Source organism: Psychrobacter urativorans (assembly GCF_904846675.1).
Classification (GTDB): domain Bacteria; phylum Pseudomonadota; class Gammaproteobacteria; order Pseudomonadales; family Moraxellaceae; genus Psychrobacter; species Psychrobacter urativorans_B.
This window is the reverse complement of the sequence record NZ_CAJHBT010000015.1, coordinates 15,611-33,421: the sequence shown is the minus strand read 5'-3', so window position 1 is coordinate 33,421 and position 17,811 is coordinate 15,611. Positions and strand designations below refer to the sequence as shown.

16 protein-coding genes are annotated in these 17,811 nt (G+C 43.0%); 12 read left to right on the top strand and 4 right to left on the bottom strand.

The window, feature by feature from the left end; all coding sequences use genetic code 11:
• Positions 1–5 precede the first annotated feature (5 nt).
• Positions 6–1,760, top strand: a complete 1,755-nt coding sequence (locus tag JMY06_RS08140; protein WP_201617852.1) for an NAD(P)H-hydrate dehydratase — start codon at positions 6–8, stop codon at positions 1,758–1,760.
• Positions 1,761–1,822: 62 nt separating this feature from the next.
• Here JMY06_RS08140 and JMY06_RS08135 read toward each other — a convergent pair whose 3' ends face one another.
• Positions 1,823–2,251: a DUF4124 domain-containing protein gene (locus JMY06_RS08135; protein ID WP_227672246.1), complete on the bottom strand. Its 429-nt coding sequence runs from the start codon at positions 2,249–2,251 to the stop codon at positions 1,823–1,825.
• A 957-nt stretch (positions 2,252–3,208) separates the two neighbouring features.
• Here JMY06_RS08135 and JMY06_RS08130 point away from each other — a divergent pair.
• The 8 genes from JMY06_RS08130 to JMY06_RS08095 all read left to right on the top strand — a co-directional run bounded on the left by JMY06_RS08130 (position 3,209) and on the right by JMY06_RS08095 (position 10,943).
• On the top strand, positions 3,209–4,921 hold the full coding sequence (locus tag JMY06_RS08130) for an acetolactate synthase 3 large subunit (RefSeq protein ID WP_201529733.1): 1,713 nt from the start codon (positions 3,209–3,211) through the stop codon (positions 4,919–4,921).
• Positions 4,921–5,418 carry an acetolactate synthase small subunit gene (gene ilvN / locus JMY06_RS08125; protein ID WP_201529721.1) on the top strand — a complete coding sequence of 166 codons (498 nt, stop codon included), beginning with the start codon at positions 4,921–4,923 and terminating at the stop codon, positions 5,416–5,418. The genes JMY06_RS08130 and ilvN overlap by 1 nt, the downstream gene beginning before the upstream one ends.
• 116 nt (positions 5,419–5,534) lie before the next feature.
• Positions 5,535–6,551, top strand: coding sequence for a ketol-acid reductoisomerase (gene ilvC / locus JMY06_RS08120; RefSeq protein ID WP_201529723.1), 1,017 nt, complete (start codon positions 5,535–5,537; stop codon positions 6,549–6,551).
• A gap of 286 nt (positions 6,552–6,837) precedes the next feature.
• Complete coding sequence (locus tag JMY06_RS08115) at positions 6,838–7,263, top strand: hypothetical protein (RefSeq protein ID WP_201529725.1); 426 nt, start codon at positions 6,838–6,840, stop codon at positions 7,261–7,263.
• 372 nt (positions 7,264–7,635) lie between these two features.
• A complete protein-coding gene (locus tag JMY06_RS08110) occupies positions 7,636–7,848 on the top strand; it encodes a cold-shock protein (RefSeq protein WP_201529727.1) in 213 nt (70 codons plus the stop codon).
• Between the two features lie 245 nt (positions 7,849–8,093).
• The gene (locus tag JMY06_RS08105; protein WP_201529729.1) at positions 8,094–8,681 is read left to right on the top strand and encodes a DUF421 domain-containing protein; all 588 of its coding nucleotides are present in this window, start codon (positions 8,094–8,096) and stop codon (positions 8,679–8,681) included.
• A gap of 420 nt (positions 8,682–9,101) precedes the next feature.
• On the top strand, positions 9,102–9,851 hold the full coding sequence (locus JMY06_RS08100) for an electron transfer flavoprotein subunit beta/FixA family protein (protein ID WP_201529420.1): 750 nt from the start codon (positions 9,102–9,104) through the stop codon (positions 9,849–9,851).
• 159 nt (positions 9,852–10,010) lie between these two features.
• Entirely contained in the window at positions 10,011–10,943 is a 933-nt protein-coding gene (locus JMY06_RS08095) for an electron transfer flavoprotein subunit alpha/FixB family protein (RefSeq protein ID WP_201617851.1), read from the top strand.
• A 152-nt stretch (positions 10,944–11,095) separates the two neighbouring features.
• Here the strand turns inward: JMY06_RS08095 and JMY06_RS08090 are convergent, their stop codons facing one another.
• Positions 11,096–11,899 (bottom strand): TrmH family RNA methyltransferase, encoded by an 804-nt coding sequence (locus JMY06_RS08090; protein WP_201617850.1) that lies wholly within the window; start codon positions 11,897–11,899, stop codon positions 11,096–11,098.
• A 67-nt stretch (positions 11,900–11,966) separates the two neighbouring features.
• Positions 11,967–12,950, bottom strand: coding sequence for a class 1 fructose-bisphosphatase (locus JMY06_RS08085; protein ID WP_201617849.1), 984 nt, complete (start codon positions 12,948–12,950; stop codon positions 11,967–11,969).
• Positions 12,951–13,349: 399 nt separating this feature from the next.
• Between JMY06_RS08085 and JMY06_RS08080 the strand changes: the two genes are divergently transcribed.
• The 3 genes from JMY06_RS08080 (at position 13,350) to JMY06_RS08070 (ending at position 16,317) form a co-directional block, all read left to right on the top strand.
• Entirely contained in the window at positions 13,350–14,426 is a 1,077-nt protein-coding gene (locus tag JMY06_RS08080) for an aspartate carbamoyltransferase catalytic subunit (RefSeq protein WP_201529428.1), read from the top strand.
• Between the two features lie 120 nt (positions 14,427–14,546).
• Entirely contained in the window at positions 14,547–15,758 is a 1,212-nt protein-coding gene (locus JMY06_RS08075) for a dihydroorotase (RefSeq protein ID WP_201617848.1), read from the top strand.
• A 1-nt stretch (position 15,759) separates the two neighbouring features.
• Positions 15,760–16,317: a DUF2127 domain-containing protein gene (locus JMY06_RS08070; RefSeq protein ID WP_227672248.1), complete on the top strand. Its 558-nt coding sequence runs from the start codon at positions 15,760–15,762 to the stop codon at positions 16,315–16,317.
• Between the two features lie 146 nt (positions 16,318–16,463).
• Here JMY06_RS08070 and JMY06_RS08065 read toward each other — a convergent pair whose 3' ends face one another.
• The gene (locus tag JMY06_RS08065; RefSeq protein ID WP_201617847.1) at positions 16,464–17,741 is read right to left on the bottom strand and encodes a cation:proton antiporter; all 1,278 of its coding nucleotides are present in this window, start codon (positions 17,739–17,741) and stop codon (positions 16,464–16,466) included.
• Positions 17,742–17,811 lie beyond the last annotated feature (70 nt).

Genomic DNA, 17,811 nt, shown 5'->3' with positions numbered 1-17,811 from the left:
GAGTTATGCAAATACAGAATTATTCCCTTTTATCACAGTCAAATATACCTATCGCTCTATATAGCAGCAAGCAAGTTCATGCCATGGAGCAAGCATGGTTTGCGCATGGGCATGATAGCTTTGCGCTGATGCAACAAGCGGCATGGCAAATGGCGCAGCAAATTATTCAGCTTGATGCTCAGAATTATCAGGATTCATTAGGTTCTTCAGCAAACTGCGACAAACTTTATGGTCAACATCACAGACAATCACGAGTAAGTATTTGGATCGGTCACGGTAATAACGGCGGTGATGGTTGGTTGATAGCCCATTATCTACAGCAAGCGGGCTGGCAAGTACAAGTCACGACTGTTGGCCTTAATATCGATATCGACACTGATGCAGCAACTGACGCGTTATCTGATGCAATGAAGGCACAGCAAATGGCTGCTGCTGCATGTTCCTATCGGCGTTTTGAGGACAGTGAGTTAGCTCGAAATGATCAAAACCCCAAAACTTCGCAAGCTCACTGTCCGGCTGCAGATATTTATGTCGATGCGTTATTCGGAATTGGCTTTGATCGTGCAGCGACAGGAGTTTATAAAAAGGCTATTCATGCCTTTAATCACTCTGCTGAAGCTAGCAGCGCGTTGGTGGTTGCTGTTGATATTCCGAGTGGATTGGTTGCTTCTACTGGACAGGTATTTGACCAGGTAGCGATTCAAGCTGATGTGACTCTATGCCTAATTGCGCGCAAGTTTGGTCTGCATACCAAAGATGGAATGGATTATGCTGGAGAAGTGTTTGATATTCCGTTGATACCTTATGCGCCAGTAGTGCCGGCTGCGACTCTATTAACGAGTGCGCATGGCTTATCTGCACGTCGGCAAAATAGCTATAAAGGCAGCTATGGACACGTATTGGTTATTGGGGGGAATCAGATTGACGGTTCACAAGGAATGGGCGGTGCTTCTATATTGGCGTCTGCTAGTGCGATGGCGATAGGGGCGGGTAAAATTACAGTGGCTTGTCATCAGGCTTTTCACGGGGCATTATTAACGTCATTACCCGATGCGATGACGATTAACTTACATGATCAGGATGGTGTAAAAAATTTGATTGAAGATGCCAGTGTGATTGCTATTGGTATGGGACTTGGACGTGATAAAACCGCAAAAGAGTTGTTTATTAGCTATGTTCAAGCGGCTATGGCACACGATAAATCGATAGTGATAGATGCAGACGGTCTATATCATTTGGCATCACTACAAGCGGATAAACATGAACTGGTTGCTCAGCTGCGAGAATATAGCAACGTCCATCGAGTTTGCTTGACGCCGCATAGTGGTGAAGCCGCTAGATTGCTTGATCAAGAAATAAATGAAGTAGAGAGTGATAGATTGACTACTATAAAACACGGTGTAGAATTATACGGTGGCGACTGGGTACTCAAAGGGGCTGGCTCCTTGGTACTAGAGCAGGTATTAAAACAGGAGCAAGTGTATGTCTGCGGCGTCGGTAATGCTGGTATGGCAACGGCTGGCATGGGTGATGTATTGTCAGGGGTTATCGCGGGCTTGTTAGCGCAGCAGGATTTAGAAGACGAGCAGCATAGCTTACACCAAGCGGTACTCATTCACGGTTTGGCGGGAGATATCTTAGTCAATCAGCCGTCGCATGCTGCCGATAGAAATACTCAGCTATTTATTGGACAGCGCGGCCTACAAGCACAAGATATGCCTGCAGCCATTCGCCATGTCATGCAATTAATTACAATATAGTATCAGCTGGATAAAAGTCGGGCGGCATTAGCAGTAATATTAATAAAAGCTTAGACCTTAAATTAACTACAATATTGACTAATGGCTTGCTGGACGCGCTCACGTTTTATCTCAATTTCGCGGCTATCAAGATACTGGCGTTTACCGCTGGTATCCATCTCGTAGATACGCCCGCCAACATTGAGATTGGTTAGGTTGTTACGTAGAGACTGACAGCGTTGCGCATTCGCGTTGGCTTCTTGCTCTTGGATACGAGCTTCTAGTTGCGCTACCCGCTGCTGTTCAGCATTTTGGTTATTATTATTCTGGTTGGCTTCAGTCTTACCGGCCAATTGCCCCGTATCCGTTTGGCGGCCATCGCTACGAAATTCAATGACTTCGATGTTTTTACCGTTTTGCGGTAGATACTGACTATATTTTACCTCTCCATGCGCCCCGATAGATTTATAGACCTGAATAGCATGACTAGGATTCATAGTGAGTGCTAGCATACAGATGGTGCTGATTCTAATCAGAAGCTTAGTGACAGTATTTATCATAGTTGAATGTGCGATGATAGCAAACATTTTAATCCATAAAAAAGATGAGTGTTGATATGTCAGCGTGAACATTCTGTAGTGTCTATAGAAGGACGTATTCAAGAGACGTCTACAAATGGCAAAACAGCTGTCGATATGGTAGGTCTAATTTTAACAAAAAATACTTATAAATGTATATTGTTCCATAACCATTAGTTAGGGATGGGCTTTATAAGTTTGTCTTGACAATAATGCCCAAACCACCGACTATAATGATAGTTGATTGGTCAGTGAGCGGCTTTTATGATATTGCCGTAGCACTTGAAGGTAAAACCTACCTCGCTACTTATCATTAGCTGAGCGTGGTTTACTTTCTTTGTGACAATAGCTTAACAACGATAGTAATTATAATGATGGCTATTATTGTTTGAGTTGGTTGTTTCCGGACTTATCGGTCTACAACGACTAAGATAAACTTATTATTTTGATATGCTAAATTGATACGTTAAATATAGTGTCTATGCTAGTTGCAATGTGACGTGCGAGCCTGATAATGGTTGGCTACTGTTAATTGTGCGGTTAATAGTGTTAACCCTTATTTAATTTCTCAATTTGATTGCACTTTTAGAAACTGCAATGTCATTCATGATAAGCCTCTTTTATAAATGCGCTCGCATTTAGTCATCGTATATCGATAACCTCCTATCACAAAGCTAATCCCACAAATTTCTGTGTTTAAGGCCCATGCTGTCTCATAAAGCAGCTGCACTTTGACATAGTGAGCATACATTCTTGATATGGATAAAGGTGACGACAGTGACGCAAACTACGCAAAGTCCGAACATGACTGGACATACCCAAACGGCTAATGCCGCTAAGAATTTTGATAAAAAACAACAACTGCTTGCTGAAGACAGTACGCAGCCGGTGATGCTAACAGGTGCTGAAATGTTGGTACAAGCCCTCACTGACGAGGGTGTCAAATATATCTTTGGCTATCCAGGTGGCGCTGTTCTGCATATCTATGACGCCTTATTTCAGCAAGAAAACATCGAGCATATCTTAGTTCGCCATGAACAAGCAGCTGGGCACATGGCAGATGCTTACTCACGTGTAACCGGTAACACCGGTGTAGTGCTGGCGACATCAGGTCCTGGCGCTACCAACACGGTCACTGCTATTGCTACGGCCTTTATGGATTCAGTGCCGATGGTTGTAATCTCAGGACAGGTACCGAGCAGCCTAATCGGCGAAGATGCCTTCCAAGAAACAGACATGATTGGGGTGTCACGCCCTATTGTCAAACATAGCTTTCAAGTGCGTCATGCCAGTGAAATCCCGATGATTGTCAAAAAAGCCTTTTATATAGCTCAGGCTGGTCGTCCAGGTCCTGTCGTCATTGATGTCCCTAAAGACACGACTGCTCCCAATGAAAAATTCGCCTACGAATATCCAGAAGAAGTCTTCGTACGTTCTTATCAGCCTTCAATGAAAGGTCATGGCGGACAAATCAAAAAAGCAGTCGAGACTTTACTGGCATCGAAGCGTCCGGTAGTTTATGCCGGTGGTGGCGTCATTTGGAGTAAAGCTCACAAAGAGCTAACCGAGCTTGCTCATCGCTTAAATCTGCCTGTGACCAATACATTAATGGGGTTGGGAACTTTTCCTGGTTCTGATCGTCAGTTCTTGGGAATGCTAGGCATGCATGGCACTTATGAGGCCAACATGAGCATGCATCATGCCGATGTTATCTTGGCCGTTGGTGCGCGTTTTGATGACCGCGTGACCAATAATGTTAAAAAATTCTGTCCTAATGCGACCATTATTCATATTGATATTGATCCCACTTCTATCTCGAAAACTATCTTTACTCATATTCCTATCGTTGGCGATGTAAAATCGGTACTGACTGATATGTTAGAGATCATTGGTGAGGATAAAGAACTAGAGCAGCCGGCACTATTAGACTGGTGGTCACAGATTAATGAATGGCGTAAGCGTCATGGCTTGCGTTATGACACCAGCACTGAGCATGGTATTAAGCCGCAAAGCGCGGTACAAGCCTTATGCAAAGTAACCAATGGTAATGCCATTATTACTAGTGACGTCGGTCAGCATCAGATGTTTGCTGCCCTTTATTACACTTATAATGAGCCGCGCCAATGGCTTAACTCAGGCGGTCTTGGTACTATGGGCGTTGGCCTGCCGTATGCGATGGCCGCTAAGCTTGCTCATCCGGATCGCGATGTGGTTTGTATTACAGGGGAGGGCTCTATTCAGATGAATATCCAAGAGCTATCAACTTGCTTACAATACAATTTACCGGTCAAGATCTTGAACTTGAACAATGCGCAGTTAGGTATGGTCAAGCAGTGGCAGGACATGCTATATGAAGGTCGTCATGCGCACTCGTATATGAACTCGTTACCAGACTTTGTCAAATTAGCTGAGAGCTATGGTCACGTCGGTATCAAAATTACTGACCCTGAAACCATGGAAGCACAAATAGCTGAAGCGATGGCTATGAAAGATAAACTGGTATTTATTGACGTTTATGTCGATCGTAATGAGCATGTGTATCCAATGCAAATCGCTGGGCAAACGATGCGCGATATGTGGTTATCAAAAGGGGAGCGTACCTAATGCAACAACAACATCTGATTTCGGTATTAATGGAAAACGAAGCGGGATCGTTGTCGCGATTGGTCGGCCTATTCTCCCAGCGTGGTTATAACATTGAGACGCTGAATGTTGCGCCTACAGACGATCCGTCCATCTCACGCCTGACGCTAACCACGATTACCTCACCTGAAAAGATTGAACAAATTACTAAGCAATTACATAAGCTTATTGAAGTCGTTAAAGTATTAAATCTATCGGATACAGTACACGTCGAGCGCGAACTAATGCTGATTAAAATTCGGGCGACTGGCAGTACTCGTGAAGAGATTAAGCGCAGCGCTGATATTTTTCGGGCGCAAATTGTTGACGTCAATGCGAACTTATACACCATTCAAATCGTCGGTGACACTGCCAAGCTTGACGGCTTTATCGATATTATTGGCAGCGAGCGTATTTTAGAAGTAGTACGTTCAGGTGTCATCGGTATTGCTCGCGGTGAAAAAACGCTAAGCGTATAAAATCATTCATTCCAAACTTAACAGGACGCTTATAGCGTTAATCATTCTTATGTAATGATGGCCTATAAGCGTTAACTACCCATGGCTCTCCATGATTTAGGAAAAGGACTCTACCTATGAAAGTATTTTATGACAAAGATTGTGACCTATCTATCATCCAAGGCAAAAAAGTTGCTATTATCGGTTACGGCTCACAGGGTCATGCGCATGCGCTAAACCTGCAAGAGTCTGGCGTTGAGGTGACCGTTGGTCTACGTGCTAGCTCAAGCTCATGGAAAAAAGCTGAAAATGCGGGCTTAAAAGTTGCTGAAGTAGCAGACGCGGTAAAAACAGCTGACGTGGTTATGATTTTGACTCCTGATGAGTTCCAAAAGCAGCTTTATAGTGAAGTGATTGAACCTAATATTAAAGAGGGCGCGACTTTAGCCTTTGCTCATGGTTTTGCCATTCACTATAACCAAGTTGAGCCGCGTAGCGATCTTGATGTTATTATGGTTGCTCCAAAAGCGCCTGGTCACACAGTTCGCTCTGAATTCGAGCAAGGCCGCGGTATCCCTGATCTTATTGCAATCTACCAAGATGCTTCAGGTCAAGCCAAGCAATTGGCACTATCTTACGCTGCAGGCGTTGGTGGTGGTCGTTCAGGTATTATCGAAACTACCTTTAAAGATGAAACTGAAACTGACCTATTTGGTGAGCAAGCAGTCCTTTGTGGCGGCGCTGTTGAGCTAGTGAAAATGGGCTTTGAAACTCTAACCGAAGCCGGCTATGCTCCAGAAATGGCTTACTTTGAGTGTTTGCATGAGCTTAAGCTTATTGTTGACTTGATGTATGAAGGCGGCATCGCTGACATGAACTATTCAATCAGTAACAACGCTGAATATGGCGAATATGTGACCGGCTCTGAAGTTATCAATGAGCAATCACGTGAAGCCATGCGTAATGCCCTAAAACGCATTCAGTCTGGCGAATATGCGAAAATGTTCATTAACGAAGGTATGACTAACTATCCATCAATGACTGCGCGTCGTCGTAACAACGCTGAGCATGAAATTGAAATCACTGGTGCTAAATTGCGTGGTATGATGCCTTGGATTGGTAGTAATAAAATCATCGATAAAGACAAAAACTGATCTAGCTAACTGCTTGTTGATTTATAGCCAACAATGATTATTACCCATGTTATCGTATAGATAGCATGGGTTTTTTTAGATCAGTTTTTAGACTAGTTTGTATATGCGGGCTAGTCGTTATATCGCCCTGCCATTAGAACAGGTAATTTAACCCTGCCATTAGAACAGGTAATTTAACTTGAAAAGTAATTAAGGCCGCCTCATATAAAACTCCGGTACAGTGCTTAAACAGCGGACTGCTGCTTCATTTATTCTTTCTTATTCTTTAAATAATAGGTTGTGTGTTGTGCAAATATCTTTTCCAGACTGGCTGACGCCGCAATTTGCCTATATTGTCCTCAGCGCCGTAGTTGCCGTTCTGATTTGGATAGAAGGCGATATGCTCAAGCGTACCGCGGGCAAATTACCAAAGTCATCATTTTTTCAGTTCAGCTCCTTAATAGACACCGCATGGTTTTTTGTCTCTACAGTCATGTTATATGCTATCGACTTTGAGCCCTTAGCTATCGCTGTACCTGCGGCCTATGGTATCTATACCGTATTTGGTTGGGTTTATGGCACACGTTTGCTCAAGCGCCGTGGTATTCCAGACTCTCCAGAAGATTTAATCGTACCGCCCAAATACATTGCTTATAGTCAGTCATTTGCGCTGATATTTTTTGCGCTATGTTTACTGGTATTGGCCGCGCCTTGGTTACCGTCGCTGAACTAAGTAAATGATCGTATTAAAGCCAATAAAGCGTCTGTTTTTAAAAAGCAGCTATTCTTTTAATAAGATTTATTAGTAATTTAATAATAAAGAATTTGCTCGTAATCAATAGTAGAGGGGTCGAAAATAAGCAAACTTATTTTTGATTAAATCTTAAAGATTATTTACAAATCTCTCCGATTTGAGCTTCTATTGGTCCTAAAAGCTGTTATACTACGCGTGTACTCATAGGATTTGAGACGAGAATAGTAAATTACCGTTAAGATATAGTAACTATTCTAGCCTAGGCAGTTAGTCAACAAGTTATATGCGGTATTTATCAATTAATCGGTGACGACACACGTCTCACCAACAGTTAAAGAGTTAGGAAAATTTATGTCAGATAAAGTTGAAGGCACTGTAAAGTGGTTTAATGAAGCTAAAGGTTTTGGTTTTATCGCTCAAGACAACGGCGGACAAGATGTATTCGTTCACTATAGCGCTATCCAAGGTAACGGCTTCAAAACTTTAGCCGAAGGCCAAAAAGTGTCTTTCATCTTAGGTGATGGCAAAAAAGGCCCACAAGCTGAGCAAATCGAAGCTATCTAGTTTTAACTGCTAATAAGTATGACCGATCTATCAGCCAGGCTTATTGCATTGAAATTATTAATACGTATTGATTGCTTTGTTTGTTAAAACAAAAAAATATTGTCTAGACTGTACCCCAAAAGCAACCTCTCATCAGGTTGCTTTTTTTTGTCAATTAAATAGGCTCAAGCTTGGTATCAAGTACACCCGATTAGAGGTGAGCGACTAGGTACAAGGTAACAGACGTACAAAAGGTAGAAAACGATATGAGGTGGCAAGCGTGGTTTGCAATTGAATGGCAACAGGTGTTCGGTATTTCCTTGTCCGCTTTGGGTTTTTATTTGGGGCTGATGTTATTTACGCGTTTGATGGGACTACGTAGTTTCTCAAAGCTGTCAAGTTATGATTTTGCGATGACCATCGCTATCGGTAGTATCTTAGCATCGACGGTAACATCAGACTCACCATCATTGCTCCAGGGATTGCTGGCAGTTGGGGTACTGTTTGTCATTCAGGCATTTATTTCAATGATCAGACGCAAAGTTAAACCCATAAAAACACTGCTTGATAACCAGCCCGTTATCTTAATGGCACATGGTGAGTACTTTGGGGATAATTTAAAAGAAGCCAATTTAAGTCCTAGCGATGTGCAAGAGGCATTGCGCAAAAATGGTATAAAGTCGAAAACTGAGGTGTTTGCTGTCATTATGGAGACCACGGGGGATATGAGTGTGATTAAAACTAATGACGTGACACCAGATCGGTCACTATTTAATGACATTCGTGACAGTGAGTTATTGTTTGCCCCTATCCCAGATTTATCAAAACCTTCAGTATCAAAAAAGGTAACGTAGCGATAAATAATAACAAAACGTTAAGCAACTATAGACTTAGCAATGCTATAAAGGTAATAATATTCTAGACTGTATAAATAATGAGACTACAAATTTTTAAGTCAATATTCTATTTTTTAAGAGTGTGTTAATAAATTTATGACGCATTATTCACGGCATAGTCTTGACCTTATAAGCATGGTCACGCAAGATAGTTAAGTCTAATAAATAAGGGTAGGCTTGGATTTGGCAGAGATACTGGGTATCAACGCTTATGTTGATATATTTTATTTCACTATTTTCTCATAAGTATTTTTAATAGATTCTTGCTAACTAAGTCATAAATTTATCAAAGCTTTTAAGTAAAACTTTGAACGACAATTATCCCTTGGTTCTTAACTAATAAACTTTTAATTCATAACATTAATAAAAGAGGAACGTATGAAAGCATTAGTCGCGGTCAAGCGTGTCATAGATTATAACGTAAAAGTTCGTGTCAAAGCGGACGACTCTGGTGTGGATTTATCTAACACTAAAATGTCTATTAACCCTTTTGACGAAATCGCCGTTGAAGAAGCGGTACAGTTAAAAGAAGCGGGTGTTATTGATGAGATTATCGTAGCTTCAATCGGCCCAAAAGAATCACAAGAACAGATTCGTGCAGCCTTAGCCTTAGGCGCTGATCGTGGTGTACTTGTCGTATCTGATGACAAGCCTTATCCGCTACAAGTTGCCAAAATCCTCAAAAGTATCGCTGAACAGGAAGGTACTGAGATTATCCTACTAGGCAAACAAGCCATTGATGATGATAATAATCAAACCGGTCAGATGCTAGCGGCACTAATGGGTATTGGTCAAGGTACTTTTGCCTCAGAAGTTAAAGTCGAAGGTGATAAAGTTAACGTCACTCGTGAAGTAGATGGTGGTTTGCAAACGGTTGCTCTTGAGTTACCTGCGGTCATTACTACCGACTTGCGTTTGAACGAACCACGCTATGCCAAATTGCCAAATATCATGAAAGCGAAGAAAAAACAGATTGATGAAAAAACTCCGGCAGACTTTGGTGTTGATATGACCTCTAAGCAACAGATTACTAAAGTTGTGCCACCTGCTGAGCGTAAAGCTGGTATTAAAGTGGGCTCGGTGGATGAATTGGTCGATAAGCTAAAAAATGAAGCAAAAGTAATCTAATATCTTGCGATAGCGTAGGGCGGTCATTGTTGTGCGGACTGCCCTTTGAAGACGGTACCAAGCAATGGACGATATGAGATAGCGCCTACGCTTATAAATAATAATGCAAATAAACGATTATGCGAACCTATATATGCAAACTTATAAAGGATAAAAACAATGGCAATTTTGGTATATGCAGAACATGACAATGCCAGTCTAAAAAAGGCAACCTTGAACACTATTGCTGCTGCTAAGCAAATGGGTGACGACATCCATGTGTTAGTCGCTGGTAGTGGTAATCAAGCTGCCGCTGACGAAGCTGCAAAAGCGGCAGGCGTTAGCAAAGTATTACTTGCTGATAATGCTGCTTACGAGCATCAAATGGCAGAAAACATCGCGCTATTGGTTGCTGATGTTGCTGGCGACTATAGCCATATCATAGCACCTGCAACTACCACCGGTAAGAACTTCATGCCACGTGTGGCAGCTCTACTTGATGTTAGCATGATTTCAGAGATTACCGCTGTTATCGACGCCCAGACTTTTGAGCGTCCTATCTATGCGGGTAACGCTACCGCTACGGTCAAAACGACAGAAGATAAAGTTGTGCTGACTGTACGTACGACCGCTTTTGATCCTGTTGCTGCTGAAGGTGGCTCTGCGTCAGTTGAGACTCTTGATAATATACAAGATTCTGGCAAAGCTAGCTTTGTTAATGAAGATATGGCCAAATCTGACCGTCCTGAATTAACTTCTGCTTCTATTGTAGTTTCTGGTGGTCGCGCTTTAGGCAATGGTGAAAATTTCACTAAATATATCGATCCTTTGGCTGATAAATTAGGTGCTGCTGTTGGCGCATCACGTGCCGCTGTTGATGCTGGTTATGTTCCAAACGATATGCAAGTTGGTCAAACTGGTAAAATCGTTGCCCCAGATCTTTATATCGCCGTTGGTATTTCTGGTGCTATTCAGCATTTAGCAGGCATGAAAGATTCTAAAGTTATCGTTGCTATCAACAATGACCCAGAATCACCAATCGCTAGTATCGCTGATTACTTTTTGGAAGCGGATCTATTTGATGCGCTACCTGAACTTACTAGCAAAATCTAGTAGTCGTTAGAAGTTTAGCGACGTCAGTATTAAATAGTTTAAGTAATAGTTAGTTTATTAAGCACAAAAAAATCCCGCTATCGATGATGGCGGGGTTTTTTTATGCTTAAAGGCTTTATTGTCAAAAAATAAGACGTTAGAAATAAGACGTTCTAAGAATAATTACGCTGGCGTAAAGTCTCATATAAACAAAGTGAACCTGCGATAGCCACATTCAGACTTTCCTGACCATTAGGCTGTGGCAAGGCGATGGGAGTAGCACATTGCATTAATTCTGCGCAGACACCTTGACCTTCATGGCCCATAATCCAAGCGACAGGCGCTTGCAAGTCATGCTCATAAATTAAAGTATCGGTATGCGAGCTGGTCGCTAATAATGGTACTTTAACATAATCAAGCACATCGGCTACGCTAAGGTTCTCATAAGTAGTCAGCGCAAACTGTGCGCCCATGCCAGCACGTAAAGTCTTAGGTGACCATGCTTGTGCCGTAGCGCTGGTACAGAGTACGGTCTTAATGCCGACCGCAGCGGCAGTTCGTAATAAGGTTCCGACGTTACCACTGTCTTGTACATCATTTAAAACTAAGCAGTCACTACTAATCGTTGATAGCTTTGGTGTGGGGATATTAACAATTGCCATAATATCAATGCCAGCCCCTAAGCTCCGAATAGCTTGATACAACGCATCAGACAAGACTAAAATAGAGATATAAGTGGGCAGACGGGTTAAAATCCGCTGCACCTCAGCATGAGTATGCGCCGACTCTGCTAGCAAGATATGCACAAATGGATAATTGCTACGTAGGGCCGCATCAATTAAATGCGTGCCCTCGAGTACCGTTTGACCTTGTTTTTTGCGCTGGCGGGCTTGGGTCAGTAAGGCTTTCGTCAGCTTTATCGTTTGGTTTTTATCTGAGGTAACTATAGTAGTGAGCTCATTGGTGTTCGATGTCATAGTAGACCGTCTAAGAGTAAGTATTAAGTAAAAACCACTTATAAAAATGCTTTATAAAGAATGGGTCTTATTTACTAGCATGTTGCATATGCAAGTCTTTGACATAACTGACTTCGTTTTTGCTACCCAGTACTACAGGAACGCGTTGATGAATATCGGTGGGCTCAATATCAAGAATACGATTAACCGCATCCGTTGCGCTGCCGCCAGCACGTTCAATGAGCAAGCTCATGGGATTGGCTTCGTACATCAGGCGCAGTTTACCGGCTTTCTTGGCATCTTTCGTATCAAAAGGATAAGTAAATAAACCACCACGGCAAAGAATACGATGGACATCACCTACCATAGCAGCGACCCAGCGAGTGTTAAAGTTACGACCACGAACGCCATCTTTACCCGCGATCAGCTCGTCAATATACTGCTGCATGGGGGCGCACCAGTAACGATAGTTGGAGCCATTAATAGCATATTCGCTGGTGTCAGCATCGATTTGAACCTTATCTTCTATCAATACATAGTCGCCGCTATCTGGGTCCAAGCTAAACATGAGCACATTGTCATCTACCGTCAATGCCAGCATAGTGGAGGTGCCATATAATAAATAACCTGCGGCTAACTGTTGATTACCGGCTTGCAGAAAATCCTCATTTTCACTATCCTCACCTTGACGTTGATAAGGTAGAATAGAGAAGATCGTTCCAACTGCCATATTGATATCAATGTTTGATGAGCCATCGAGTGGATCGAATAGCACCAATAGACTACCATCAGCATTGGCAGGGGTAGCGTTATCAAGCTCTTCTGAGGCCACACCGGCGCAATGTGAGTTTTGAGCTAAGGCATCAAGCAGCAAGTCATTAGCCAGTACGTCAAGCTTTTTTTGGTCCTCACCTTGAATGTTTTGATTGCCCGCTTCCCCAAGAATATCTGCCAATGCGCCTTTTCTAAGTAACTGCGAGATGGTTTTGCCAACCTCAGTAATAGTAGTAATTACGTCACTTACCGCAGGATTGGCTGTATGGTCGTTTAGGTAGTGTGTTAGGGTCGTCATAAGGTTTCCTAATAAATGGGACTGAAAGCTAAAGAGCGCTGAACATCAGAAATAATACTCAATAGGTCAGTCTAAACGCGCGAAAAAACATAAGATCAAGAGAAATGAGCTACTAAATTAGCGAATATTCAAATAGCCTGTACGGTAACTTTGTACTGACCATAAAATCAGCTACACTAGCTCTATTATTATTCTTAGTAGTCAACAAAGCAGCCGACTGCATTTATGCCACTTGTTCTGTGCCACTTACTTTAGGCCGCTGTAACCGCTGCGGTAAAGTGTAGCAAATTAGCAGCAAAATGTCCCTGTCTCTATACTTATAGCTATAAATGAATCAGCAATTATAATCAATACAATATAAACTAAATTAATATAAACCGACAATAAAGACTCGCCATTATGTCAAATTCTATAAATAGCAGTTCAAAAAATACGGTTTCGCCGTCTGCCTATGCTAAGTTCGACCCCGATACAATCCATCAAAGGCTTAATACCTCACTAAGTCGACCACAGCTCAATAGCGACGGCAGTATTCGGCACTTTTTGGGTGTAGAAGGTCTAAATAAAGCGCAGCTAAAAGCTATTATTGCCAAAGCGGAAACGTTTTTTGATGATAACGGTCAGCTTATTAATAGCCCTGAGCTTGACGGTTATACGGTAATGAATCTGTTTTTTGAGCCATCAACGCGTACGCGAACGACCTTTGAAGTGGCCGAAAAGCGTCTAGGCGCAAATGTACTCAATATTGATATTGAGCGCTCTAGTACTAAGAAAGGCGAGAGCCTACGCGATACGCTATGGAACTTGCAGGCAATGACCGCTGATATCTTCGTAGTACGGCATTCAGCGTCAGGTGCTGCGCATTTTATGGCGACGGAAGTCACACCAGATATTGCTATTATTAATGGCGGTGATGGCTGGCATGCCCATCCAACGCAAGGAATGCTGGATATGCTGACCATTCACCGTGAAGCACCACGCCCATTTGAAGAGCTGTCAGTTGCTATTATCGGTGATATTAAGCATTCACGAGTAGCCCGCTCAGACATTAGTGCTCTGCAGACATTAGGGGTAAAAGACATTCGTGTCATTGCGCCACGCACCTTATTACCCAAAGGTATTGAGCGTTTTGGCGTAAAAGTCTATGAAGATATGAACCGCTGCGTGACTGACTGTGATGTCATCATGGGGCTAAGAATACAAAACGAGCGTATTGGCTCACCGCTGCTCGCTTCATCTAGTGAATATTATAAGCATTATGGTATTACCCCTGAGCGGGTAGCGCTGGCTAAGCCTGATGCGCTGGTTATGCACCCGGGCCCAATGAACCGCGGCATTGAGATTGCCTCAAGCGTGGCGGATGGTGTGCAGTCGGTTATTTTAAAGCAAGTGAATAACGGTATTGCCCTTCGTATGGCAGTATTGTCGCTGGTGATGGAAGGGCAACGGGCTCACCAAGCTGCGACAGCACCTTAATAGTTAATACTAAATATAGGTGATAAAATTAGGCGCTTAACGCACCTTTTAGCTCTTTGCACCTGATGACTTAAATAACTTAAATATTTTATTTTAATTATTAATACGGTAATAAAGCTCATGACCAACACCCTCACTACCGATGCGCAGATCATCAATTTACTGCCCAAAGCCTTTAGAAAACCATTACCCAGTGCAGCTATAAATAAGCTTACCAATCTAGAGGCTGGCCGCGAGATGTGGCTACTACCACCTTTAGTAGATCTGTGCGCGCGCTTGCGTGAACCTGGGCAACAGCAGCATGGAACGCTGGCTTCAGAAGGCAAAGCGGCACGCGCTAATGGCTTCTTGCACGTGGTCATACCGCCAGATACCAGTCCTATTTTAGAAAACGGCTCGTTACTTAAAGGTTTGCGCGAGCGCGCGCTGGAGGATGGCGGCATTTATTTATATATCCTTGGCGCATTGACCGCAGGATTAGAAGGTGAGCGCCCTTCTAATATTGCCGGACTCAAAAAAGGAGGTTGTATTGCGGTCTCTAACGCACGCCAGCCTTTTACCAATGATTTGGTACTGCTGCGGACATTGGAGTACGCAGCGACTTTTGGGATGAAGGTGTTCTTTTATCCTGATGAGCCCAGCTTATCAAAAGATGGGGTCGCGCACGAAGGCTATATCGCCTCGTATCATGGTCTGCAGGGTATTCCGTGGATTGCTGAGACTGTGGCATTATCCACTCAACTATTGATGGTAGAGGAGACCGGCATTGCCGCTCACTTTAGCCAATTATCATGCAAATCCTCTGTGGAGCTCATGCGCTGGGCGAAGAATAAAAAACTGCCTGTAACTTGTGATGTGGCCATGCATCAGCTGTATTTAACCGATGACAATCTAGAAGGCTTTAATGCTATGGCCTATGTATTGCCACCACTGCGTAGTAATACGGATCAAAAGGCGCTACGTCGCGGTTTAAAAGATGGCACTATTGATGCTATATGTAGTCATCATGAGCCCTTAAATGCCACGGCTAAAAAAGCACCGTTTGAAGACAGCACGCCGGGTATTTCTAACTTCGATACTTTTATGGCGCTGGCGTGTCAATTGGTACACGATGAGGTATTAACCTTAGAGCAACTGGTAGATAAAATTTGCTTCAATCCTGCGAAAATCGCCGGTATTACTTCCCAATATGAAGATATCGGTGGCGCAGTATTGGTCGATCCCAATCTTGCCTGGCAAGTAACCGCTGAAACTATGCAGTCCAGCGGTAAAAACACGCCCTTCTTTAATCAGCAATTGCAAGGTCGTGTCGTGGAGACTTTCTTTGGCTAAGGTGCCCCGGCAGGATGGTCGCCAGCAGCCATCCCGCGCGGGTCAACAGCAAAAGCTAGCAAATAGTGATAGTTATAAGAGTAGCCCGCGGCATCAAGTAAGTGAATCCAGCGAATCTATCAAAGCGGTCGCGATTTACGAGGTTGTCAAAGGCATTGGCGCGCTGATAGGCGCGGTGGCATTATGGCAGTGGCATGCGGATATGGAGCGTTGGCTGTCGACTGCTACCCACTCTTGGCGGCAATATTTCGGTCAACTGCTTGCTCCACAAGTTGAAAGTACGGTACAGATTGCCCAGCAAGCCAGTAAAAACTGGACGCTGTTTTTATTATTAATATTCGCTTATGCCAGTCTGCGTTTTCTTGAAGCTTACGGGTTATGGCAAGATAAAACGTGGGCTTACTGGTTTGGCGTGTTGGGTTATGTGATATTTATTCCCATCGAGCTGTATTACCTGATTGTGAGCCCATTTGACTGGTTTAAACTGGGTGTTTTAACACTAAATATTATTATTGTAATTGTGGTTTATCGCAATATGAAACGAAAGGGTTTGATATAGAATAAATTCTCATAAAGGATTTTACTAAGCGATGATACTTTGACGACAATAATAAAAGCCAGCATAAAGAGGTTATCTTTAGTGCTGGTTTCTTATTACTTGAAACTACCTTTCATTTTAACTTAAAGTACAATATTATTGTTCCTCTAAACCTCTAATGGTTTTTCTTCAGGCGGACAAATCGTCTTGGCCACTTTACCAATACTCAACCCTTGAACTAAGATAGAGAATACTACCACCGCGTAAGTGAGAGCCAATAGAATATCGCGCTCCGTTCCTGTTGGTAGCTGGAGTACTAGCGCTACGGAAATACCACCGCGCAGTCCGCCCCAGGTTAATACTTTCCAAGCGCCCGTTGGTAAATCAAGCTGATAGCTAAAGGTCTTCGTGGTCATACCGACTACGATAAGACGAGCAAGTAGGGCAATGATAATAGTCAAACCAGCGGCAATAAATAAGTTTCCAGAATAGGCAATCATCACCACTTCAAGACCGATTAAAACAAACAAAATTGCGTTTAAAATTTCATCAATTAATTCCCAAAATAAATCAATATAATGCCGAGTTTTGTCACTCATCGCCAGCTCGCGTCCGCGGTTACCTACCATTAAGCCCATCATCACCATTGCCAGTGGTCCTGATAAATGCCAATGACTGGCCAATGCATAACCGCCTATCACGCCCGCTAGTGTTAATAGTACCTCTTCTTGGTAGCTATCAATGCTCTTAAGCAGGTAATATAAAATGGCACCCAACACTAAGCCAAATACAATACCGCCACCAGCCTCGACTGCTAGGGTGTGTGCCACATAGTTCGCGGTTGGAATATCGCCACTAGATAAAATCCCCAGTAGTATCACAAAGATAACCACGCCGATACCATCATTAAACAACGACTCGCCAGCGATGACGGTTTCGATGCTTTTGGGTGCACCCGCTGAAGCTAAAATTCCCATCACCGCAATCGGGTCGGTAGGCGATATTAAAGCACCGAACAATAAACACCAAATGAAAGGTAAACCAAAGCCAAGTAGCGGCAGCATAAAGTAAAGTGCCGTGGCGATGAGTACCGCTGATACGACTGTGCCAATACATGCCAGAATACCAATCGGTAGTTTATAGCGCTTTAAGTCGCTAATATTGACATGTAATGCTCCCGCAAACAGTAGCATGGAGAGCATGCCATCAAGTAATACCTCGGTAAAATCCAGCTGGTCTAACAAGCTGACTTCATAATTGATCAGCTGATCAAACCCTAAAAACCCTAAAAATATTGCCATAATAGACAGCAATATAGAGATAACCATTACTCCGATAGTGGTCGGTAGTCCAATAAAGCGATGATTAACATAGGTTAATAAGGAGGTGATCGATAAGAATATGGCGCTGATTTCAAGCATGGTCAGGCTGGTTGCAGATGCCATAGAGGGAGTCTCAGGTTAATATAAAAAATTGTCATAAGGCTAACGGCTGCAAAAGTCAGGTACAGTAATA